General features: G+C 51.1%; 17 protein-coding genes and 1 other annotated feature. Of the genes, 11 read left to right on the forward strand and 6 right to left on the reverse strand.

Translation table 11 applies throughout. The annotated features are described in order from the left end of the window. The first annotated feature begins 46 nt into the window (after positions 1 to 46). Positions 47 to 164, forward strand: a sequence feature (His leader region). Positions 165 to 200: 36 nt separating this feature from the next. From hisG to ACL2XO_RS18460, 9 genes are all read left to right on the forward strand, one after another. Continuing rightward, positions 201 to 1100, forward strand: a complete 900-nt coding sequence (hisG, locus tag ACL2XO_RS18420; RefSeq protein ID WP_132927558.1) for an ATP phosphoribosyltransferase — start codon at positions 201 to 203, stop codon at positions 1098 to 1100. Between the two features lie 4 nt (positions 1101 to 1104). After that, positions 1105 to 2427, forward strand: a complete 1323-nt coding sequence (hisD, locus tag ACL2XO_RS18425; protein ID WP_413741235.1) for a histidinol dehydrogenase — start codon at positions 1105 to 1107, stop codon at positions 2425 to 2427. Further along, positions 2424 to 3512 carry a histidinol-phosphate transaminase gene (hisC, locus tag ACL2XO_RS18430; protein ID WP_413725008.1) on the forward strand — a complete coding sequence of 363 codons (1089 nt, stop codon included), beginning with the start codon at positions 2424 to 2426 and terminating at the stop codon, positions 3510 to 3512. Before hisD ends, hisC begins: the two co-directional genes overlap by 4 nt. Then, positions 3509 to 4573 (forward strand): bifunctional histidinol-phosphatase/imidazoleglycerol-phosphate dehydratase HisB, encoded by a 1065-nt coding sequence (gene hisB / locus ACL2XO_RS18435; RefSeq protein ID WP_413741236.1) that lies wholly within the window; start codon positions 3509 to 3511, stop codon positions 4571 to 4573. The genes hisC and hisB overlap by 4 nt, the downstream gene beginning before the upstream one ends. Then, complete coding sequence (gene hisH / locus ACL2XO_RS18440; RefSeq protein WP_132927550.1) at positions 4573 to 5163, forward strand: imidazole glycerol phosphate synthase subunit HisH; 591 nt, start codon at positions 4573 to 4575, stop codon at positions 5161 to 5163. Before hisB ends, hisH begins: the two co-directional genes overlap by 1 nt. Before the next feature lie 3 nt (positions 5164 to 5166). Continuing rightward, positions 5167 to 5907, forward strand: a complete 741-nt coding sequence (gene hisA, locus ACL2XO_RS18445) for a 1-(5-phosphoribosyl)-5-[(5-phosphoribosylamino)methylideneamino]imidazole-4-carboxamide isomerase (RefSeq protein ID WP_413725010.1) — start codon at positions 5167 to 5169, stop codon at positions 5905 to 5907. After that, a complete protein-coding gene (gene hisF, locus ACL2XO_RS18450) occupies positions 5889 to 6665 on the forward strand; it encodes an imidazole glycerol phosphate synthase subunit HisF (RefSeq protein WP_413741237.1) in 777 nt (258 codons plus the stop codon). Before hisA ends, hisF begins: the two co-directional genes overlap by 19 nt. Then, entirely contained in the window at positions 6659 to 7276 is a 618-nt protein-coding gene (gene hisIE, locus ACL2XO_RS18455; RefSeq protein ID WP_132927544.1) for a bifunctional phosphoribosyl-AMP cyclohydrolase/phosphoribosyl-ATP diphosphatase HisIE, read from the forward strand. Before hisF ends, hisIE begins: the two co-directional genes overlap by 7 nt. Before the next feature lie 388 nt (positions 7277 to 7664). Continuing rightward, positions 7665 to 10646 (forward strand): ankyrin repeat domain-containing protein, encoded by a 2982-nt coding sequence (locus tag ACL2XO_RS18460; RefSeq protein WP_413741238.1) that lies wholly within the window; start codon positions 7665 to 7667, stop codon positions 10644 to 10646. A gap of 180 nt (positions 10647 to 10826) precedes the next feature. On the opposite strand, the gene ACL2XO_RS18465 is transcribed toward ACL2XO_RS18460, so the two are convergent. From ACL2XO_RS18465 to ACL2XO_RS18475, 3 genes are all read right to left on the reverse strand, one after another. Beyond that, positions 10827 to 12062 (reverse strand): hypothetical protein, encoded by a 1236-nt coding sequence (locus tag ACL2XO_RS18465; protein ID WP_413741239.1) that lies wholly within the window; start codon positions 12060 to 12062, stop codon positions 10827 to 10829. A 120-nt stretch (positions 12063 to 12182) separates the two neighbouring features. Continuing rightward, positions 12183 to 13253: a hypothetical protein gene (locus tag ACL2XO_RS18470; RefSeq protein ID WP_413741240.1), complete on the reverse strand. Its 1071-nt coding sequence runs from the start codon at positions 13251 to 13253 to the stop codon at positions 12183 to 12185. A gap of 111 nt (positions 13254 to 13364) precedes the next feature. Further along, positions 13365 to 13949, reverse strand: a complete 585-nt coding sequence (locus ACL2XO_RS18475) for a hypothetical protein (protein ID WP_413741241.1) — start codon at positions 13947 to 13949, stop codon at positions 13365 to 13367. Positions 13950 to 14640: 691 nt separating this feature from the next. Between ACL2XO_RS18475 and cpsG the strand changes: the two genes are divergently transcribed. Together cpsG and gndA are read left to right on the forward strand one after the other, a co-directional pair. Then, positions 14641 to 16008, forward strand: coding sequence for a phosphomannomutase CpsG (gene cpsG, locus ACL2XO_RS18480; RefSeq protein ID WP_413741242.1), 1368 nt, complete (start codon positions 14641 to 14643; stop codon positions 16006 to 16008). Between the two features lie 169 nt (positions 16009 to 16177). Beyond that, complete coding sequence (gndA, locus tag ACL2XO_RS18485) at positions 16178 to 17584, forward strand: NADP-dependent phosphogluconate dehydrogenase (RefSeq protein WP_413725019.1); 1407 nt, start codon at positions 16178 to 16180, stop codon at positions 17582 to 17584. 149 nt (positions 17585 to 17733) lie between these two features. On the opposite strand, the gene ACL2XO_RS18490 is transcribed toward gndA, so the two are convergent. The 3 genes from ACL2XO_RS18490 to ACL2XO_RS18500 are packed head-to-tail and all read right to left on the reverse strand — an operon-like array spanning position 17734 to position 21479. Then, positions 17734 to 19155, reverse strand: coding sequence for a mannose-1-phosphate guanylyltransferase/mannose-6-phosphate isomerase (locus tag ACL2XO_RS18490; RefSeq protein WP_413741243.1), 1422 nt, complete (start codon positions 19153 to 19155; stop codon positions 17734 to 17736). Between the two features lie 45 nt (positions 19156 to 19200). Then, the gene (locus tag ACL2XO_RS18495) at positions 19201 to 20331 is read right to left on the reverse strand and encodes a glycosyltransferase family 4 protein (RefSeq protein ID WP_413725021.1); all 1131 of its coding nucleotides are present in this window, start codon (positions 20329 to 20331) and stop codon (positions 19201 to 19203) included. An 8-nt stretch (positions 20332 to 20339) separates the two neighbouring features. After that, positions 20340 to 21479 carry a glycosyltransferase family 4 protein gene (locus tag ACL2XO_RS18500; protein WP_413741244.1) on the reverse strand — a complete coding sequence of 380 codons (1140 nt, stop codon included), beginning with the start codon at positions 21477 to 21479 and terminating at the stop codon, positions 20340 to 20342. Positions 21480 to 21482: the final 3 nt, after the last annotated feature.

Genomic DNA, 21482 nt, shown 5'->3' on the forward strand with positions numbered 1-21482 from the left:
ATCAGCTTATTGCGAGAATATTTATGTACTGCGTTCAGTTTAGCCACCATCACCACCATCACCCTGACTAGTCTTTCAGGCGTTTGGTGCTGGAAGACAAAAATCTTCCAGTGGCGCAGAACGTAAGAGAGCCCTCGGAAGATTTCTTCCGAGGGTTTTTTTTTGGCTCGATAATTTCAAATCTTAGGTTAGAGGACTTCATTTTGGACAAATCACGTTTACGGATAGCGATGCAAAAATCAGGCAGGCTCAGCACGGACTCGCAGAAACTGCTTGAGCACTGCGGCATTAAAATCAATCTCCAGCAGCAGCGTTTGCTGGCTTTTGCGGAAAACATGCCCATCGACATCATGCGCGTCCGTGACGACGATATCCCCGGATTGGTGATGGACGGCGTGGTGGATTTGGGTATTATCGGTGAAAATGTCCTGGAAGAAGAGCTGCTCAATCGCCGCGCCCAGGGTGAAGACCCCCGGTATTTTATCCTGCGCCGCCTGGATTTCGGCGCCTGCCGGCTGTCGCTGGCGCTGCCTCTGGATGAGCCCTTCACCGGACCGCAGTGCCTGCAAGGCAAACGCATCGCCACCTCCTATCCGCACCTGCTCAAACAATATCTCGATAAACTGGGTATCAACTTCAAATCCTGCCTGCTGAACGGCTCGGTGGAAGTGGCCCCCCGCGCCGGCCTGGCGGACGCCATCTGCGATCTGGTTTCCACCGGCGCCACCCTCGAGGCCAACGGTTTACGGGAAGTAGAGGTGATTTACCGCTCCAAGGCCTGCCTCATCCAAAGCGACGTTGAGCTGCCGCCGGCCAAGCAGGCGCTGATCGACAAACTGATGATCCGCATCCAGGGGGTCATCCAGGCCCGGGAATCGAAATACATCATGCTGCATGCCCCCACCGAACGTCTTGACGATATCGTGGCCCTGCTGCCGGGCGCCGAACGCCCCACCATCCTGCCGCTGGCCGGCGATAAACAGCGGGTGGCCATGCATATGGTCAGCAGCGAAACCCTGTTCTGGGAAACGATGGAAAATCTCAAAGCCCTCGGTGCCAGCTCCATTCTGGTACTGCCCATTGAAAAAATGATGGAGTAGCCTGATGACCCCCTCCCCTTTTTCAACGCCGATTCGCTGGGACGCGTGCTCGCCGACGCAGCGGGCGGCTCTGCTGGCCCGCCCCGCCGTGGCGGCCTCGGACAGGATTGGCGACGCGGTGCGCGACATTATCGCCCAGGTCCGCCAGGGCGGCGATGACGCCATTAAAACCCTTAACCAGCGCTTCGACCACACCGCCACCGAACAATTGCGGGTCAGCGCTGAGGCTATCGAACAGGCTGCGGAACGCCTGGCGCCGGAAGTAAAACAGGCCATGGCGACGGCGGTAAAAAATATCGACTGTTTCCATCGCGCCCAGCAGCTGCCGCCGGTGGATGTGGAAACCCAGCCCGGCGTGCGCTGCCGCCAGCTGACCCGCCCGGTGGCCTCGGCGGGTCTCTATATTCCCGGCGGCTCGGCGCCGCTGCCTTCCACGGTATTGATGCTGGCGACCCCGGCGCGCATCGCCGGCTGCGCCAAGGTGATCCTCTGCTCTCCGCCCCCCATCGCTGATGAAATCCTCTATGCGGCGCGGCTGTGCGGCGTACAGGAGGTCTATCAGGTGGGTGGGGCGCAGGCCATCGCCGCCATGGCCTTCGGCAGCGAATCCATACCCAAGGTGGATAAAATCTTCGGTCCCGGCAACGCCTATGTCACCGAGGCCAAACGCCAGATAAGCCAGCTCCCCGGCGGCGCGGCCATCGACATGCCCGCCGGCCCCTCCGAGGTGCTGGTGATAGCCGATAGCCATGCCACTCCGGCGTTTATCGCCGCCGACTTACTGTCCCAGGCGGAACACGGTCCGGATTCCCAGGTCATCCTGCTCACCCCCGATCCGGCCATCGCCGATGCGGTGGCCCGGGAAACCGACGCGCAGCTCGCTCGGCTCTCCCGTGGCGATATCGCCCGCCGGGCCCTTAAGAGCAGCCGTTTGATTATTGCCCGCGACCTGGCGCAATGCATCGAGATCAGCAATGAATACGGACCCGAGCACCTGATTATCCAGACCCGCGATGCGGAACAGTGGGTGCCGGCCATCATCAATGCCGGGTCGGTATTTCTCGGCGACTGGTCGCCGGAGTCGGCTGGGGATTATGCTTCCGGTACCAACCACGTGCTGCCTACCTATGGCTACACCACCACCTATTCAAGCCTCGGACTGGCGGACTTTCAAAAGCGGATGACCGTCCAGCATCTCACGCCGCAAGGGTTGCTGGGATTGGCGCCCACCATTGAAATCCTGGCCGCGGCGGAACAGCTCACCGCCCATAAATACGCCGTCACCGTGCGTGTCGCCGCACTCAACGCATTACAGGAGCAACCATGACTATTAGCCACCTGGCGCGCGCCAACGTATTGGCGCTGGAGCCCTATCAATCGGCGCGACGCCTCGGGGGTAGCGGTGATGTCTGGCTCAACGCCAACGAATATCCCCTGCCGCCGTCCTTTAAACCGCGCTACGGCAATTTGAACCGCTATCCGGCCTGCCAGCCCGAACAGGTGATTAACGGTTATGCCGCCTATGCCGGCGTAAGGCCCGACGGCGTGCTGGTCTGCCGCGGCGCCGATGAAGGCATAGAGCTGCTGATTCGTGCCTTTTGCGAACCGGGCCGGGATGCTGTCCTGTTTTGTCCGCCCACTTACGGCATGTATGCCGTCAGCGCCGAGACCTTCGGCGTGGCGCGCCGTACCGTCCCGGCCCTTCCTGACTGGCAGTTGGACCTGCCCGCCATCGAAGCACAGCTGGACGGCGTCAAGCTGGTATACGTTTGCAGCCCTAATAATCCCACCGGCAACATTATCCAGCCCGAAGAACTCAAAGCGCTGCTGGAGATGACCCGCGGCCGGGCGCTGGTGGTGGCGGACGAAGCCTATATCGAATTCTGCCCCCGGGCGACCCTGGCCGGCTGGCTGGCGCACTACCCGCACCTGGTTATCCTGCGCACCCTGTCGAAAGCCTTCGCCCTGGCGGGGTTGCGCTGCGGTTTCGTACTGGCCGGCGCCGAGGTGATCCAGCTTTTGTTAAAGGTGATTGCGCCCTATCCCTTGTCGCTGCCGGTGGCGGATATCGCCGAACAGGCCTTAAGCGCCGAGGGCGTGGCGCTGATGCGCGAACGGGTGGCCCAAATCACCGCCACCCGGCAATGGCTGGCGAATGAACTGCAAGAGTGCGATGCGGTGCTGGAGGTCTATCCCAGCGAAAGCAACTATTTGCTGGTGCGTTTCGCTCCCGGCAGCCCGGCGTTTAAAAGCCTCTGGGATCAAGGCATTATCCTGCGTAATCAAAGCAAACAGCCGGGCCTGACCGATTGCCTGCGCATCACCATCGGCACCCGGGAAGAGTGCCGGCGGGTGGTGGCCGCGCTTCGTGAACTGCCGGTAACCGCAACCCGCCGCCAGGAGGCATTGTGAAGCAGAAACTACTGTTTATCGATCGCGACGGCACGCTTATCACCGAACCGGAAGATTTCCAGGTCGACCGGCTGGACAAGCTGGCGCTGGAGCCGGGGGTCATCGCCGCCCTGCTGGCGCTGCAAAAAGCCGGCTTTAGCCTGATTATGATCACCAATCAGGACGGACTGGGAACCGCCAGCTTCCCGCAGCCGGATTTCGATGCGCCCCATAAAATGATGATGCAGATCTTCGCTTCCCAAGGCATCCGGTTCGACAAGGTATTAATCTGTCCCCATCTGCCGTCCGATGGCTGCGAATGCCGCAAACCCGGCACCGGCATGGTACAGGTCTATATGGAAAACGGCCTGATGGATACCGCCAACAGTTATGTGATAGGAGATCGGGAAACCGATATGCAGTTGGCGAACAATATGGGCATCAAGGGGCTGCGCTACCAGCCCGAAGCCCTGGATTGGCCGGCGATAGCCGGGCAACTGACCCGCCGCGACCGCTACGCCCGCGTTAACCGCGTCACCCGTGAAACCGCCATCGATGTCCAGGTCTGGCTCGACCGGGAAGGAGACAGCAGCATCAATACCGGCGTCGGCTTTTTTGATCATATGCTGGATCAGATAGCCACCCACGGCGGCTTTCGTATGCACATCGACGTCAAGGGGGATTTGTATATTGACGACCACCATACGGTGGAGGATACCGCCCTGGCGCTGGGCGAAGCCATTAACCAGGCCCTGGGGGACAAGCGCGGCATCGGCCGTTTCGGTTTTATGCTGCCCATGGACGAATGCCTGGCGCGCTGCGCGCTGGATATTTCCGGCCGCCCGCACCTGGAATACAAGGCGGAATATAGCTATCAGCGGGTGGGCGATCTCAGCACCGAAATGGTGGAACATTTTTTCCGCTCCCTGTCGTACGCCATGGCCTGCACCCTGCATCTGAAAACCAAGGGTAAAAACGATCACCACCGGGTGGAAAGCTTGTTTAAAGTGTTCGGACGTACCCTGCGCCAGGCAATCCGGGTGGAAGGCAACACCCTGCCCAGCTCGAAAGGAGTGCTCTGATGAACGTCGTGATCCTGGACACCGGCTGCGCCAATCTCTTTTCCGTCACCGCCGCCGTGCGCCGCCTCGGCTATCAACCGACGGTCAGCCGCGAAACCGATACCGTCCTGCGGGCGGATAAACTCTTCCTGCCCGGCGTGGGCACCGCCCGCGCGGCGATGGAACAACTGCGGGAACGCGGCCTGATTGACCTGGTGAAATCCTGCACCCAGCCGGTATTGGGCATTTGTCTGGGTATGCAATTGTTGGGCAGCGCGAGCGAGGAAAACGGCGGCATCCGCACCCTGGACATCATCGATACCCCGGTGGTCAAAATGACCGATTTCGGCCTGCCGCTGCCGCACATGGGCTGGAACCAGGTACAGGCCCGCAGCGACAGCCGTTTGTTCCGCGGCATCGATGACGGCAGCTATTTCTATTTTGTCCACAGCTATGCCATGCCGCTCTGTGCCGCCACCCTGGCCCAATGCAATTACGGCGAGCCGTTCAGCGCGGCGGTGGAGCAGGAAAATTTCTTCGGCGTGCAGTTCCACCCCGAGCGCTCCGGCGCCGCCGGCGCCCGTTTACTGAAAAACTTTCTGGAGATGTAACCGGTGATTATTCCCGCTTTGGATTTAATTGATGGCCAGGTGGTGCGGCTGCATCAGGGCGACTACGGACAAAGCCGGCGGTATGGCAACGATCCCCTGCCCCGCCTGCAGAATTACGTTCGGCAAGGAGCACAGCTCCTGCACCTGGTGGATCTTACCGGCGCCAAAGACCCGGCCGCGCGCCAAATTCCCCTGCTGAAGACGCTGCTGGCCGGCGTAACGCCGGCGCCGGTGCAGATAGGCGGCGGCATCCGCACCCTATCGGATGTGGAGGCACTGCTGGAGGCCGGCGCCACCCGGGTGGTGGTGGGATCTACGGCGGTGAAACAGCCGCGGGAGGTACAGGGGTGGTTTGAACGTTTCGGTCCGGATGCACTGGTGCTGGCCCTGGATGTCCGCATCGACGACCAGGGACAGCGCCGGGTGGCGGTGAGCGGCTGGCAGCAGGATTCGGGCATGACGCTGGAGGAAGCCATCGGCCAGTATCAAGCCTACGGTCTCAAACATGTATTGTGCACGGACATTTCCCGCGACGGTACCCTGCAAGGCTCTAACGTCGCTTTGTACCGGGATCTTTGCCGCGCCTACCCCGCCATCGCTTTTCAGGCTTCCGGCGGTATCGGCGGCCTGGAAGATATCAAACAGCTGCGCACCAGCGGCGTTCAAGGGGTGATCGTGGGCCGCGCCCTGCTGGAAGGCAAATTCACCCTTGAGGAGGCCATCGCATGCTGGCAAAACGTATAATTCCCTGCCTGGACGTCCGGGACGGACAAGTGGTGAAAGGCGTACAGTTCCGCAACCATGAAATCATCGGCGACATCGTGCCCCTGGCCCGGCGTTACGCCGAGGAAGGCGCCGACGAACTGGTGTTCTACGACATCACCGCCTCGTCGGACGACCGGGTAGTTGATCAGAGCTGGGTGGAACGCGTGGCCGAAGTGATAGATATTCCCTTCTGCGTGGCGGGAGGCATCAAGACCCTCGAACAAGCCGGCCGCATACTGTCGTTCGGCGCCGACAAAATTTCCATTAATTCGCCGGCGCTAGCGGACCCGACCCTCATCACCCGCCTGGCGGATCGCTTCGGCGTACAGTGTATCGTCGTGGGCATCGATACCTGGTTCGACGCCGGCAGCGGTACCTATCAGGTCAATCAATATACCGGCGACGAAACCCGCACACGCGTGACCCAATGGCTGACCCCTGACTGGGTATCGGAAGTCCAGCGGCGCGGCGCCGGTGAAATTGTCCTGAACATGATGAACCAGGACGGCGTCCGCAACGGCTACGACCTGAAACAGCTCAAGCTTATCCGCGAACTGTGCCACGTACCTTTAATTGCCTCCGGCGGAGCCGGCACGGCGGAACACTTCCTGGAAGCCTTTCGCGACGCCGAAGTGGACGGCGCGCTGGCGGCCTCGGTATTCCACAAACAAATCATCAATATCAGAGAGTTGAAAGCGTTTCTCGCACAACAGGGAGTAGAGATCAGATTATGTTAACCGAACAACAACGCGCCCGGCTGGATTGGACCAAAACCGGTCAAATGATGCCCGCGATTATCCAGCATGCGGTCTCCGGCGAAGTCCTCATGATGGGCTATATGAATCCGCAAGCGTTGCAGGTCACGCAAGACTCCGGCAAGGTCACCTTCTTTTCCCGCAGCAAGCAGCGGCTGTGGACCAAAGGAGAAAGCTCCGGCAACTTCCTGAACGTCGTCAGCATCCATGCCGACTGTGATAACGACACGCTCTTGATCCTGGCCAATCCCGACGGCCCCACCTGCCATACCGGCGCCGACAGCTGCTTCTCCCCCGCCGCCACCGACTGGGGCTTTTTGTACCAGCTGGAAACCCTGCTGGCGGGCAGAAAAAACGCCGATCCGCAAAGCTCCTATACCGCCCGGCTCTATGCCAGCGGCACCAAGCGCATCGCCCAGAAGGTGGGGGAAGAAGGCGTAGAAACGGCCCTGGCGGCCACGGTCCATGACCGGGAGGAATTAACCAACGAAGCCGCCGACCTGGTCTATCACCTGCTGGTTTTACTGCAGGATCAGGATCTGAATCTCAGCCGGGTGATTGGCCGTTTGCGTGAGCGGCATAACAAGCCATAAAAATCCCGCTGCCGAACCCATGGTCGGCAGCGATCCTTTGCTCATCTTCCCTTTTCACCGGCGACGGCACTTAAAAGGAAACTCTCCTTGCCGGTTTGTCAGTACCCAACCATCTTTCCCAACCAAACGTTCCCAACCAGGCGTTCCATGGCTAAACGCCCCCTCAATTATTATAAATATATTAGCACCCAATCCTAATATTCGGCTAAGGTGGTAATCTTCTAGAAAAACATATTTACACATATTATAAATAAACGAGAATAGTAAACACATCTCATATCAACTGCGTTTTCTTATATACCCAACCTTGAAATCAGGATACGTTCTTAGAGGCCGCTACAAGCTCTTTACGAACACTTTTCGTTATAAATATTTAGAGAGGAATTAAATGAATACGACATTGCAGCCATACCTACAGCCTGAGTTGGCTAATTTGTCAAAAACTATGTCACTAGCCTCGAAGGGCAATAATCTTGCCAATTATACTGCACAGCTAGACTTAATAACCAATAGGGTTTTACCCATGCTGGCTAAGGCTGAAGAGCGCTATGGTAATAACTCAACCAAAAATAATAAATTTAAAGAAAAACCATTATTGCACGATTTAAAAAAGAACAAGAGCGAAAATATCACGGCAGAACATCGCAATGCGTATATTCATCGAAAACAAGCAATACTCAATTGCCTGCCTCAGATGGGAAAAGCAAATGGTGTTATTGCAAATAATCGTGTGTTTGACAATAAACGTTTATATGAAGCAAGGATTAACAGCAGCGACATTAACGCACAAAATCAACATGGAATAACACGTTTGATGGTGGCTTCAGCCACCACGTACAGCCTAGAGTATGTTATAAATTTATTAAATAATGGCACAAAAATAGACCTGCAAGATCAAGAAGGAAACACGGCATTGATCTGGGCCATTAAGAGCCTTGCATTGGTTAGCCAGCAATATAGAGAAAAACTACGCTATCTAAAAAAATGGAAAAGCGCGTCAGAACTATGGATTAACGGCGCTATGTCAACGGATCGCGCCCGCGAGAATCCATCAGAACGCAGAGAAAAAAAATTAAAATCGGCAAGGGATAAAACATTCGAAGAGGTGAAAATAAACATCGATCTCTTTCCCACGCAACGCAAAGATAAAGCAATATTACAGATAATCCACACCTTGATTGGCCACGGCGCCAGTGTCACCCTAACAGGCACCGGCGGCTTTAGTGCAGTGATGCTCGCGGTAATAAGCAATGAATTAACACTCTTGGAAAAGCTGCTAAAAAACAAAGCCAATGCTGACCTGCAAAATAACGTGGGTGAAACGGCTCTTCATCTGGCGGTAAAATACAATACCTGCTGGAGAATAGTTGAATTGCTTTTGCTTTACGCCACTGATATCAATAAAAAAGATAAGAAGGGTCAAACGCCGTTTATGCTGGCGGTACAGCGAGGGAAATGGGATATCATCGCTATCATGCTGGCCAAAGGCGTTGATTTAACAGAAACCGATACTCTGGGCTGGACGGTTTTGATGCACGCCGTAAATTGCGGTGAGCTAAAAATGGTCGACTATTTGTTGAAAAGAGGCGCTGACGTCAATTTTGTGAATGCCGATAATATAACAGCACTCCACATTGCTGAGGCAAATAAAGATAACAACATCACTGAATTGCTGAACACACACCTATCTGACTTATCATCTCGAACACCACAGCAGGCAACGCTGACGACGCAAAGCATTCTGCCAACGCTTACTCCCGCAAAGGATTCAGATGATAATAAAAGAAGAAAACGGACAGAGGATCATATAGCGCCGACGTTTCAACATAACGTCACGCGTAAAAAAAAGCATAACGCAAATAAAAGGCACGCCCCTGAAGAGAAAAAAAGTAATTCCCCTGAAAGTATTGTTTGGCAGGATATTATCAAAAACCATATTAGAAAACTTACCGCCAGCAATAATAAAGTTAAAAATCCTTTCATTGACCAGACACGTCAGGCATGCCTGCAAACGGTAAATGGCGCAAAAAACATCGCGGTAAGCGCTATTGAATTGGAAAAAAACTACATCAATTTTTGTGCTGAAATTGGGAATAGCAGCAATGCCCAAAACCATGATGGCATAAGCGATTTAATGATGCAGGCAGCCACCAGCTACTCTAATGCTGGCTTTGTTAATCCTATGATAAGAAATGATGGCGCCGACGTAAACCTTCGGGATAAGGAAAACAATACCGCATTAATGTGGGCCGTTAAATCGTTTCTTGAGATGAATGAAGAAAAAGAAAGAAATAAACATCAGCTGCAAAAATTGACGTTGGGAAAAGTCAATCATAAAGATTATTATCTCCGCTTTCGTCCAGAAGAAGAACAGCCACAAGAATTGCGTTGCGATGACATCATTTGTGACGAAACCGCCTGTGAAGAGGATATTTTCGACGTTGCCAAGCCTAAAAGATTATTTGGCAAAGCCAAAATAGCAGCGGATAATGCCCTATTAAATATCATTGATAAAAATTTTAAATTAGATAATTTACATTGTACCGACATGTCATGTGAGGAGAGCTATATGGCTGTGCTCAATAGCGATACGTCCGAATACCGCAGCACTCCATGTGACGAAACGGGTCCAAGCGACGACCCGCTGCATGAGATTAATTGCCATCTTGTTGTTAAAAAAGAAATCATAAGCAGCCTGCTAGACAACGGCGCGGACAGCGATTTAACGGGCACAGAGGGTTTTAGTCCGCTGATGATGACCGTTATTAAAAACGATTTATCAACGTTTATGCAGCTGATCGCAAGGGGCGCCAATAGCGAGCTAACCAATAACAAAGGAGAAACAGCGTTACACCTGGCCATCAAATACTCTACCAACCAGAACATCATCAACTTGCTTATAGTCTTAACTAAAAATATAAATGTTAAAGATAGCAACAATCAAACCCCCTTTATGATTGCCTCCTTTCGCGGGAAACTGGATGTCATGGAATTACTGATACAAAAAGGCACCGATATCAATCAAGCGGATCATCAAGGCTGGACGGCGTTAATGCATGGGGTAAATTGCAACAACGAAAAGATCGTGAAATATCTCATTGATAAAGGAGCCGAAGTTAACTTACCTACCTCATGTTCGAAAAGCGCTCTCATGATTGCATTGGAAAAAAGAAACAAAAATATGGCACTATTACTTTTCGTCGCCGGGGCGAACATAAAGGCGGAGGAAAGAGACTATTTTGAGTCTTTAACGATAAAAAGTATTCATAAAGGGAGTGCTGCTTTAGACTTAGAGACATCGAAAGAAAACAAAGATCAATCTACCGGTCAAACATTCACTGCAGACCACAATCAAACCATGACTGACTAAAAAACGATTTCCCAAGGTGATCTTAGACGTGAACAAGCGACGCTAGGACAACTTTTTTGCACCCCACATCCTCAACTAAGGAAGCAATCATGCATCTGTCATTGCCAACATACGTTCAGCCTGCGTTGGCTAATGCTACTCAGCCGATAGTGGCTGATGGCAATAATTTTTGCTTAGTACTCAATCAATCATGTTAGGTCTCAATATCGCATGGATAATTCCTTGTCCGGCAAGATCTAATGATATGCTTAGATTTTTTATCGCCAACGCTTGCTGGTAACGCAGTTTAGGGGCAAGATATTTCACATTCTCCGCCAGCAGTTTGATATATTCATAGCTAACCAACGGATTGTGCTGTGTGCATAATTTTGTTAATTTCAGGAAAACTTCTTCATTGTCCACTTGTGGTATATATCTAAACCCTTTTAGAATATTGCTTATGATTTCTATTTGATATTCATATCGAAACGTGCTTCTGGTATTGAAAAATTCTCGACATATTAAAATATATGTTTTTGGCGGGACCTTATTAAACTGTTCCCGATAGAATTTCAACCATAGTTCTCCCCGCGGCTGTATTTTCCCTAATGTAGAAATATCCCTTGGAATTTCAAGCAATACATAACGATTTATTATTTCCAGCAAATCTGTATCGCGCCGATAGACATCTTCAAAGTATTCGGACCATTGACAAGAAATCTCCACACATCGACTGAAAAAATATGCAAAAAAGTGGTCATTCTTGATATTTACCTTCCTAAACAGCGTTTTAAATATCATCAATTGCATGAGCGGGTCATAGTTACTCAGCTCTCCGGGGTTGCCATCCTGCCCTAACAATCTTTTGATTTCCGGTTCGGTATAATGATTTTCGATACTGGCTAACAGGAGTTGCCCCTGCTCAATACTTTTGTAAGTAATCGAACGAGTCTTATCATCTGCGGCTGATTTCTCAGCCGGCAGGTTAAAACTCACCGTTCGTTTGACGCGAGGCGGCCGTCCCGCTCCCGCTGGCGAAACATGCGGAGATAACGGGGTGCTTGGTTCATCACTCTTTTTTGGTCTTACGTTAAAACTTTGGGTACGATTTATTATTTTTTTTGATGGAACATAATTACACGTAGAAGCATGCCGAGCTGGGTATGTCTTGATTTTGACAACGACGCCTTGTGCGGATAAGCATTCACTTCCATAGGATGGAGCGCCATCAGAAGTGGACATTGCTGGGGGAGACCATTCTACCTGGTCTACAGGATAAACGTTGGTACAACCCATACCCGCCGTCGTCTTAGGAAAAGAGGCCAACGTGTGATGATTGGAAATCGTTTTCAATTGGGTTGCACCACAAAAAGCTTCAGCCACCGGCTCGGTTGTTAGATTATTTTGCGTGTGGCGACAGCATAAAAATCGGATCATTTCAAATTCCTCTGTTATAAAAAAATCATTCTCATTGTTGAACTTGATGATTAATTATCAAATTCTGAAAGAGCTTTTTATCCTCTTTTTTTGGAGAGAATGAAATCCACGATGACGTGATCATTTTATTGCAGTCAATATTGGTGAATAGAAAGTTGAATTGAGAATATCTAACTTATAATGAGCTAATTCTTCTTTTAAACAGTATGAGATGTTTTTTTCAATTTTTTGATTAAAGCGCTTTGACATGAATTTTCTTGAACATAATTCCATTAGAATGGCACCATCTTTGACAAGATTATCAGGTAAAAAAATCAGGTTTTTTGATAAGCCATTGAAAATATAATTTCTCACGTCACTTGAGCATAAAAAAGACGCTTCCAAAAGAGATTTAAAATATTGAAAAAGCGTTGCAGGCGGTGCCTGTTGGCACAAAACCGGGAAATGCTTAAGTAATTGCCGGATAATGACATTGCAATTCACAGTAGTGAATCGAGAGACTGTTTGAAATAAGTAATCATAGACCTGTGGAAAAAATTGAATTGGGTAGTGCCGGAGGCAATGTCGACTAAAATAAGCCAAGCATTTCCCCAATAATTGGAACTGCCGCTGAGTTAAATTAACGTTATCCACCGATGGGGGAAATAGACTCTTCAGCCTTTGAAAAACAAAAAGTTTATGATTCCTTTCCAAGTGCTGAAAATTATCCATAATAATAATGAGCTTTCGAAGTTGCTCCGGTGGACTCAATGTTGCAATAGCCCCTGGTTGAATAGCTGTGCCCAATAAAGCCTTTAACAAGGATAAATTATATTCTGTCCATACTCCCCGGCTGATATATTCATTTTGTATATCCGCACTCTCGCTAAGATTAACTAATTTTCTCGGCACGCGCTTCATCTGCTCATTTATAAGCTTAGCGTTGTTACGCGCGATGGTATCCGCCGTCAGAGGTAAACTCTTAACGGATGAGTGCCGCCTTGCCCGACCGGCCGTCAACGGCAGCACATATCGCCGATATATGGCGCTGCTTGCTTCTGCCTCAATTGGGGCCGGCGTATTTCGTACTCCATTGATCCTTTGCAAGGACGCTATGGGCATTGCTCCTTGGGATTTTAAGTTGTCATGGTCGAGGTTGAAAGCCAAAAACCCTGGATGTGCGGAAAGTCGATGGGTGACATTATCTTGCATATTATTAGTTATATGATTATGTTAAGTTCAGCGATCGTTTGACCGCGTTGTTTTTTCAGTAACGCATACTAACGCCCTCCTCTTTTAATGGCATTCAATTTCAGCTTTTTATTAAGCTAGCATTGAGTTCCTGGTGTTTTGCAAGATATCACGCAAATAATGACATGCTGGACATGAATACGAACCATCCTTCAATAGGTCGACAAGAAACTGAGAAAGTAAATTTTTTTCATCCGATGTTAATCTGGTGCCGTTACGGTTAATCTCAGTTGCAAGATAGAGTTGGCACGATGGCGGGAACACTTCAAATCGGGCAAGCAAGACCTTGCAAGCACCCAGCAACTCGCTATTTTCTATATGTTTTAATCCCCGTTCGCTGAAAACGGTTTGGGCCAGCCTCTGCACCGCCGGCGGCCACTCCCTTATGATTTCACGCATACGGATGAACAGCAGCTGGTGTCCCGCCATAAATCCGCCTCCACCCGTCTGCCGGTGTTGGCCGGACGATATCTCTTCTGCGGGCGTACCGCTTTTAAAATGCTTAGATTGACACAAAGAGACATCCGGCCGATTGCCCATACAGGTAATGCTTATGCCAAAGAGCTTGGTCAATTTATTCTGATCTGCATAAATAAGAGGTTCAATTTCTCCCGTTTCTTTGTTCTGATGAAAACAACTCCATGTCAAACCAAACATCCCCTGCTCCTGATTTTGATGGATTACACATTTTCGTTATCTCTAGTCTACGCAAATGATATGTCGAACTCAAAGCGGTAGCTGAATCGAAAGGAAAATAATATGTTAAATGACTGGGTTCGCGGTTTTAATATATTTTATATAATGCACCCTCCATAAAACATATTCTAAGAGCCAGAATGTTAACCTCTCGATTTCTAAATCGGTTTGGATTTTGATGATTCCCTTTTAACGAGATGGTAACGAGATGGCTAAAAAAGAGTCACCCATACTGCTGCAAAAGCTTTCTCCTTGCCTTTTCCAGATTCTTCCTTTCAGCTATCGCTTCAGTGCCGATGCTTTTACTTCGGGTTTTGGCACATTTTCCTGAAGAAAATCTTTATCTGCGGTGATAGCATTACATTAGGTTTCAGGTAAAAAAATCCATGACCTACCAGTACAGTGGTGCACAGTACGTCCCGTTTCGGAAAAAAAAAGGACAATAGTGCGACCGGCGCGTCCAGTGACGGTATCAACTGACCTAGCGTAACGGATAACTAGCTGAAATTAATTATTTATTTGACATACCAGTGGGAGCGGGCTTATCCACGCTTACCCGTTGGATCGGTATCAAAGCCTGGGGATACTGTGAAAATTTCACGATATGGAAAGCACTTTTGGGATGGTAATCGTATGAGTGATGGACGTTAAGATGGCAAAATTGACCTGTTTTAAGGCATATGATATTCGCGGCAAGTTAGGTGATGAATTAAATGAGGAAATCGCTTATCGCATTGGTCGTGCTTATGGTGAGTATCTGAAGCCAAAAACCATTACCCTTGGCAGCGATGTGCGCCTTACCAGCGAAAGCCTGAAATTAGCCTTGGCCAAAGGTCTGCGGGAGGCGGGTACCGATGTTATCGATTTGGGCATGACCGGCACCGAGGAGATGTATTTCGCGACATCCTTTCTTGGAGCGGATGGGGGCATTGAGGTTACAGCCAGCCACAACCCTATCAATTACAACGGGATGAAATTGGTTCGCGAAGGTTCCCGGCCCATCAGCGGCGATACCGGATTGCATGACATTCAACGGATAGCGGAAAACAATGCCTTTGCGGCTCCCGCTCTCCGCCAGGGAACTTACGCCCGCAAAAATCTTTTGAGTGATTACGTCAAGCATATCCTGACGTATATTGATATCAGCCGCGTCGTTCCGCTTAAACTGGTGATTAATTCCGGCAATGGCGCCGCCGGGCACGTTATCGACGCCATCGAAGCTAACTTCAAACAAAACGAAGTGCCGGTTGAATTTATAAAAGTCCATCACCAGCCGGACGGCCATTTCCCAAATGGCATACCCAACCCATTGTTGCCGGAGTGCCGGGCGGCTACCGCCAATGCCGTTCTCGAACACCGTGCCGATATGGGCATTGCCTTTGATGGGGATTTTGACCGATGCTTCATGTTTGATGAGAACGGCCAGTTTATTGAAGGTTATTACATTGTCGGGCTTTTGGCCGAGGCGTTTTTGCACCTGCAGCCCGGGGCCAAGATTATTCATGACCCGCGTTTAACCTGGAACACTATTGATATGGTCAAAAAGGCGGGGGGAACCCCGATCATGTCGAAAACCGGCCACGCCTTTATTAAAGAACGGATGCGGGCGGAAGATGCGATCTATGGCGGCGAGATGAGCGCCCATCACTATTTCCGTGATTTTGCCTATTGTGATAGCGGTATGATCCCCTGGCTCCTGGTGGCTCAATTGGTCAGTATCAAAGGCCAGTCACTCGGCCGGTTAGTCAAGGAACGTATTGCCGCATATCCGTCATCCGGCGAAATAAACGTTATGTTGCAACAACCGGCCGTCACAATCGGAAAAGTGGCAGATCATTATCGCGCACGGGCGATAAGCGTCGATCATACCGACGGTATCAGTATGGAATTTGAGCGGTGGCGTTTTAACCTGCGCTCGTCAAATACCGAGCCTGTGGTTCGCTTAAATGTGGAATCCCGAGGGGATATCGCTTTGATGCAGGCCAAAACGGATGAGATCATGGCGATGTTGAAGTCCTGATTCACAGGCGTTAACGTACGATAAGTGCCAGAATGTAATATTGTTAACAACCTATTATTCCAATCACTTCACCCCTATGGTGATCCTGAGTTAACATGTACGTCACATTAACAGAGCCCGCCGCTTGGCAATTAGGCGCCGGGAGTCCACACTCAGACAGGAGTTAGTAATGTCCAAACAACAGATCGGCGTTGTCGGTATGGCGGTAATGGGCCGTAATCTGGCGCTTAACATTGAGAGCCGCGGCTACACCGTGTCCATTTTCAACCGTTCCGGCGACAAAACTGACGAAGTCGTTGCGGAGAATCCGGGTAAAAAGCTGGTTCCTTACCACACAATTGAAGAGTTCATCGACTCACTGGAAAAACCGCGCCGAATCCTGCTGATGGTTAAAGCCGGCACCGCGACGGATAAAACCATCGAGTCCCTGACACCACACCTGGACAAAGGGGATATCCTGATCGACGGCGGCAATACTTATTACAAAGATACCATTCGCCGCAATCGCGAGCTGTCCGATCAAGGTTTCAACTTTATCGGCACCGGCGTCTCCGGCGGTGAGGAAGGCGCCTTGAAAGGCCCGTCCATCATGCCTGGCGGCCAAAGAGAAGCCTATGAACTGGTGGCCCCCATTCTGGAAAAAATCGCCGCCAAAGCCGACGGTGAAGCCTGCGTGACCTACATCGGCGCCGACGGCGCCGGACACTATGTGAAAATGGTGCATAACGGTATTGAATATGGCGACATGCAGTTAATCTCTGAAGCCTATTCCCTGCTGAAGAACGCACTGCATCTCAATAATGAAGAGCTTGCCCAAACGTTCAGTGAATGGAACAAAGGGGAGCTCAATAGCTACCTGATCGACATCACTAAGGACATCTTCACCAAGAAGGATCCTGAAGGAAACTATTTGGTTGACGTGATCCTGGACGAGGCGGCAAACAAGGGTACCGGCAAATGGACCAGCCAAAGCTCCCTCGATCTCGGTGAACCCCTGACGCTTATCACTGAGTCCGTATTTGCCCGCTATCTCTCCTCGTTAAAAGATCAGCGCGTTGCGGCGTCCAAGGTTTTAACCGGCCCCGCCGACAAGGCGTTCAGCGGCGACAAGGCTGAATTCATCGAGAAGGTTCGTCGAGCACTCTATCTGGGTAAAATCGTTTCATACGCCCAGGGTTTCTCCCAGCTGAAGGCGGCATCAAAGGAAAACAATTGGGACTTGCACTACGGCGAAATCGCCAAGATTTTCCGTGCCGGTTGTATCATCCGGGCCCAATTCCTGCAAAAAATCACCGATGCCTACGCGGATAACGCCGATATCGCCAATCTCCTTTTGGCACCCTATTTCAAGGACATCGCCGATAAATATCAGCAAGCCTTGCGTGACGTAGTCTCTTATGCCGTGCAAAACGGCATCCCCACTCCGACGTTCTCCGCGGCTATCGCCTACTACGACAGCTACCGTTCGGCAGTATTGCCGGCCAACCTGATCCAGGCGCAGCGCGACTACTTCGGGGCGCATACCTACAAGCGTACCGACAAGGACGGCGTTTTCCACACCGAATGGCTAGAGTAATATTATCCATAGCGACCGGTAGCGTGTAGCTAGTACCCTGCCGCCGCGGACGGAATTATAAACGAACCGCGCCGCCAAACGTAAATAGGGTATCCCTCGTTTGGCGGCGCGGTTTTTAATTATTTAATAGAAGCGTTTTGTTGTATCCGTTACACCCGTCCGTAATGATCTTTAATACGGACAATATCGTCCTCGCCTAGATACGACCCCGACTGAATCTCTAATAATTCCAAGGTGATTTTACCGGGGTTTTCCAGCATATGTTTCGACCCCACCGGTATAAAGGTGGATTGGTTCTCGGTAATCAAAAAACACTTATCTTCAACCGTCACCTTGGCAGTACCGGCGAGGACCACCCAGTGCTCGGTACGGTGATGGTGCATTTGCAACGAGAACATACCGCCCGGTTTTACCGTAATCCGGTTAACGTTATAGCGTGTTTCATTAACAACCACATCGCTGCGTCCCCAGGGACGGTAGGTCTCGCGGTGGCGACGGTATTCGCTGCGCTGATTCAGCTTAAGATATTCGACGACTTTTTTAACGTCCTGAACCTGGGATTTGTTAATAACGAGGACAGCGTCCTTGGTATTCACAATCACCAGATTCTCAACGCCAACCGCCGCCACCAGCTTCTCGTCGGTGTTGATATAACAATCCGAAGTGTTATAGAGAAATATATCCCCGGTAAGGGCATTGTTCTGGCCATCTTTCTCGCTGACATCCCATAAAGCGGACCAGGATCCCACATCGTTCCAACCCGCATCCATGGGAACGACTATCGCCTCGTCGGTTTTTTCCATCACCGCATAATCCACCGACTCCTCCGGACAGGCGAAAAAGGCTTCCTTGTCCACCCGGATAAAATCCTGGCCCGCGTCAGGCTGATGTGCTTGCATCGCTTGCTGGCAGGCGGCCAGGATATCGGGACGAAACTTGCCTAACTGGTTTAAATACTGTTTGGCGCGGAACATAAACATCCCGCTATTCCAATAGTACTCACCGCTGGCAATATACCCCTGCGCGGTGACGCGGTCCGGCTTTTCGACAAAACGGCCTACTTTAAAAATCTCCCCTTGCGCATCCTTGACCTGTTCGCCGCGCTGAATATAGCCGTAGCCGGTTTCCGGACCGGCGGGAACGATACCGAAAGTCACGAGTTTGCCGGCTTCGGCATAGGGCAGCGCCAGGTTCACCGCCTGATGGAAGGCACCCACATCGGCGAAAATATGATCTGCCGCCAGCACCAGCAGGATGGGATCATCTCCCGTGGCGACCGCATCCAGCGCTGCAAGGGCTATAGCCGGGGCAGTGTTTCGCCCCACCGGTTCCAGGATGATATTGCCGGCCAATTGATGAATCTGCCGCAATTGCTCGGCCACCAGAAAACGATGCTCTTCATTACACACAACCAGCGGAGCGCGGATATCCAGGCCGGCAAGGCGCGTCAGCGTTTCTTGCAGCATCGACTGCTTGCCGTGCAGCGTCAAAAACTGCTTAGGATAAAGCTCTCGCGACATAGGCCACAATCGGCTACCGATACCGCCGGCCATAATGATTGGAAGTAACATTTTAGTCCTTGAATGTTAAAACGAGTGAGTGTCTAAACGATCGCGCTATGCCAGCGAAGGCGAGCCGGTCAGCAGCCCTTTATAAATTTCAGCGTATTTTTCAACCATCTGCTCTGACGTAAACATCTTTTCAAACCGAGCGCTGGCGTTTTTGCCGAATTGCCCGGCCAGTTCCGGCGCGTTCCATAATGTATCCATCGCCGCACGCAGCGCGGATGCATCGGAAGGGGGGACCACCAGGCCGGTTTCATTATGGATATTGATAAACGTCGTACCAGTGCCAATCTCGCTGGAAATCAGCGGCTTTTCCATCATCGCGCCTTCCAGCAGCGAAATGCCGAACGCTTCGGAGCGCAAATGCGACGGAAAGACAATGCCGTAGCAAAGCATCAACAGCGCGACCTTATCCACATCCGGTACTGCCCCCAAGAAATGGATATTGGTTAGGCCCAGCCTTTTCGCCTGCTGCTTAAGCTCATCTTCTATCGGTCCGGCACCGACGATGACGATGGGATAAGGCGCACCCATCGCCGCTTCTATGAGGATATGCAGCCCCTTGTAATAGCGAAACGCACCGATAAACAGAAAGAACGGAGCACCAATTCTGGCGCGCCAAGCATTCAAACTTTCCTGACTCACCGATGGATAGGAGTTCTTATCGAGCCCGTAAGGGATAACGCTGACTTTATCGATATGCTTCTGCAGCGTCGGACTGGTGGAAACGTAATTAGGAGACGCGGCGACGATATGATCTACCCTGGAAAGAAAGAAGTCCATTAAAGGGGTATAAAACTTCAGCAATGTCTTTTGCTTAACGATATCGGAATGGTAACTCACCACGGTAGGTTTTTTGGTGCCGCTGATAAAGTGGACCATATCCATAAAGGGAAATGGAAAATGATAGTGGATAACATCCGCGTGTTTGGCCAGTTCTTTAAAGCGTCTGATGGCGGCAAATGAAAATGGCGTTGAGCCCAGTTCAAACGTCACCGCCTCGCAATGGGTCATATGCGAACCAAGCCGCTGATTTTGAATATGCCCTCGCGGGCTTAGGGAAAGCACGTCAGACTGGATGCCATGAGCCACGCCGCCCTCACTCAACTGAAAAATAACTTGCTCAATGCCGCCAAAGGAATCTGGATAATATGTTTTATAAAAATGGAGGACTTTCAGCATGTAAAATATCAAACCTGGTTATATGCATTAATCGTTTCTTGCGCGCAACGTTGCCAAGAAAAAAGTTTTGCCCGCTCCAAACCGCCGGAAATCGCTGACTCGCGCCAGACATTATCTTCGAGGCTTAGGCGTATCGATGCGGTAAATCCATCGATATCGTGAGGATCATGCATGAGCGCACAATTGCCCACTACTTCGGGTAAAGACGAACTATTGGAGCAAACAACCGGTACACCGGAAGACATTGCTTCAAGTACCGGCAAGCCGAATCCTTCATAAAGCGAAGGGAAAACAAAGGTTCTGGCGCCGGCAAATAACCAGGGCAAATCACCCGAACGGGTATAGCCGAGATAACGCAGCCACCCTTCCCGCCCGGCTTGTTCAAAACGTGCGTGCAGCGCCTCGCTTCCCCAGCCTTTATAACCGCAGATCACCAGCGGATAGCGCTGACTAAGAGGCGCAGGCAGCCGTTGATAAGCATCCAGCAGGGTCTTCAGGTTTTTCCTCGGTTCTATGGAACCGGCAAATAGCGTATAGCGGCCCGCGGAAAGCTGGAAAGAGGCCAATGCCTGATTGATCTGCTGTTCGTCCCGGGGGAAAAACTCACCGCTGCTGGCCAGACTCGCGGTGGCGATTTGCGAAAGAGGGTAAGCAAAATATCTGGCTAATTCTTGCCGGGTGAATTCCGAATCCGTGATTAATACTTTTGCCCGCCGCAGCGTCAATGACAGTTCTTTATGCATATAGCGCACTCTCTCCGCCGGATGGCATTCAGGGAAGCTGAATACGGACAGGTCGTGAAAGGTTGCGACGCAGTTATCCACCCCCGGCGGGAGATAAAAGTTGGGTCCGTGGTAAATATGCTGTGGAAAGGGCTTTAACGCGCGGGTTTTCAACCAGGGCGCGGTAATCCTGTAAAGCTCGGATGCCACTTTGCTGCGCTGGACCATACGCTTGAGGCCGCTATTCAAAGGCGCGGTCTCACTGGCCGCCGGGATATCACGGCTGATGTGTCGACCCTGGAGAAATAAAAGCTCAGAAATCTCCGAGCCTTCGTGCAACTGCAAGCCTTTGGCCAATTCGTACGTGTACCGGCCGATACCCGTCAAGGGATACTTGATGGGGTCCGTACCAAAAATGACTTTCATTTA

This window comes from Sodalis sp. RH15, from assembly GCF_047324255.1.
Lineage (GTDB): Bacteria > Pseudomonadota > Gammaproteobacteria > Enterobacterales > Enterobacteriaceae > Acerihabitans > Acerihabitans ligni.

Bases quoted from the DNA above. Each gene is read 5' to 3' on its own strand.
- hisD (WP_413741235.1), top strand. From the start codon at position 1,105: ATGACCCCCTCCCCTTTTTCAACGCCGATTCGCTGGGACGCGTGCTCG.
- hisC (WP_413725008.1), top strand. From the start codon at position 2,424: ATGACTATTAGCCACCTGGCGCGCGCCAACGTATTGGCGCTGGAGCCC.
- hisH (WP_132927550.1), top strand. From the start codon at position 4,573: ATGAACGTCGTGATCCTGGACACCGGCTGCGCCAATCTCTTTTCCGTC.
- hisF (WP_413741237.1), top strand. From the start codon at position 5,889: ATGCTGGCAAAACGTATAATTCCCTGCCTGGACGTCCGGGACGGACAA.
- hisIE (WP_132927544.1), top strand. From the start codon at position 6,659: ATGTTAACCGAACAACAACGCGCCCGGCTGGATTGGACCAAAACCGGT.
- ACL2XO_RS18460 (WP_413741238.1), top strand. From the start codon at position 7,665: ATGAATACGACATTGCAGCCATACCTACAGCCTGAGTTGGCTAATTTG.
- ACL2XO_RS18465 (WP_413741239.1), bottom strand. From the start codon at position 12,062: ATGATCCGATTTTTATGCTGTCGCCACACGCAAAATAATCTAACAACC.
- ACL2XO_RS18470 (WP_413741240.1), bottom strand. From the start codon at position 13,253: ATGCAAGATAATGTCACCCATCGACTTTCCGCACATCCAGGGTTTTTG.
- ACL2XO_RS18475 (WP_413741241.1), bottom strand. From the start codon at position 13,949: ATGTTTGGTTTGACATGGAGTTGTTTTCATCAGAACAAAGAAACGGGA.
- cpsG (WP_413741242.1), top strand. From the start codon at position 14,641: ATGGCAAAATTGACCTGTTTTAAGGCATATGATATTCGCGGCAAGTTA.
- gndA (WP_413725019.1), top strand. From the start codon at position 16,178: ATGTCCAAACAACAGATCGGCGTTGTCGGTATGGCGGTAATGGGCCGT.
- ACL2XO_RS18490 (WP_413741243.1), bottom strand. From the start codon at position 19,155: ATGTTACTTCCAATCATTATGGCCGGCGGTATCGGTAGCCGATTGTGG.
- ACL2XO_RS18495 (WP_413725021.1), bottom strand. From the start codon at position 20,331: ATGCTGAAAGTCCTCCATTTTTATAAAACATATTATCCAGATTCCTTT.
- ACL2XO_RS18500 (WP_413741244.1), bottom strand. From the start codon at position 21,479: ATGAAAGTCATTTTTGGTACGGACCCCATCAAGTATCCCTTGACGGGT.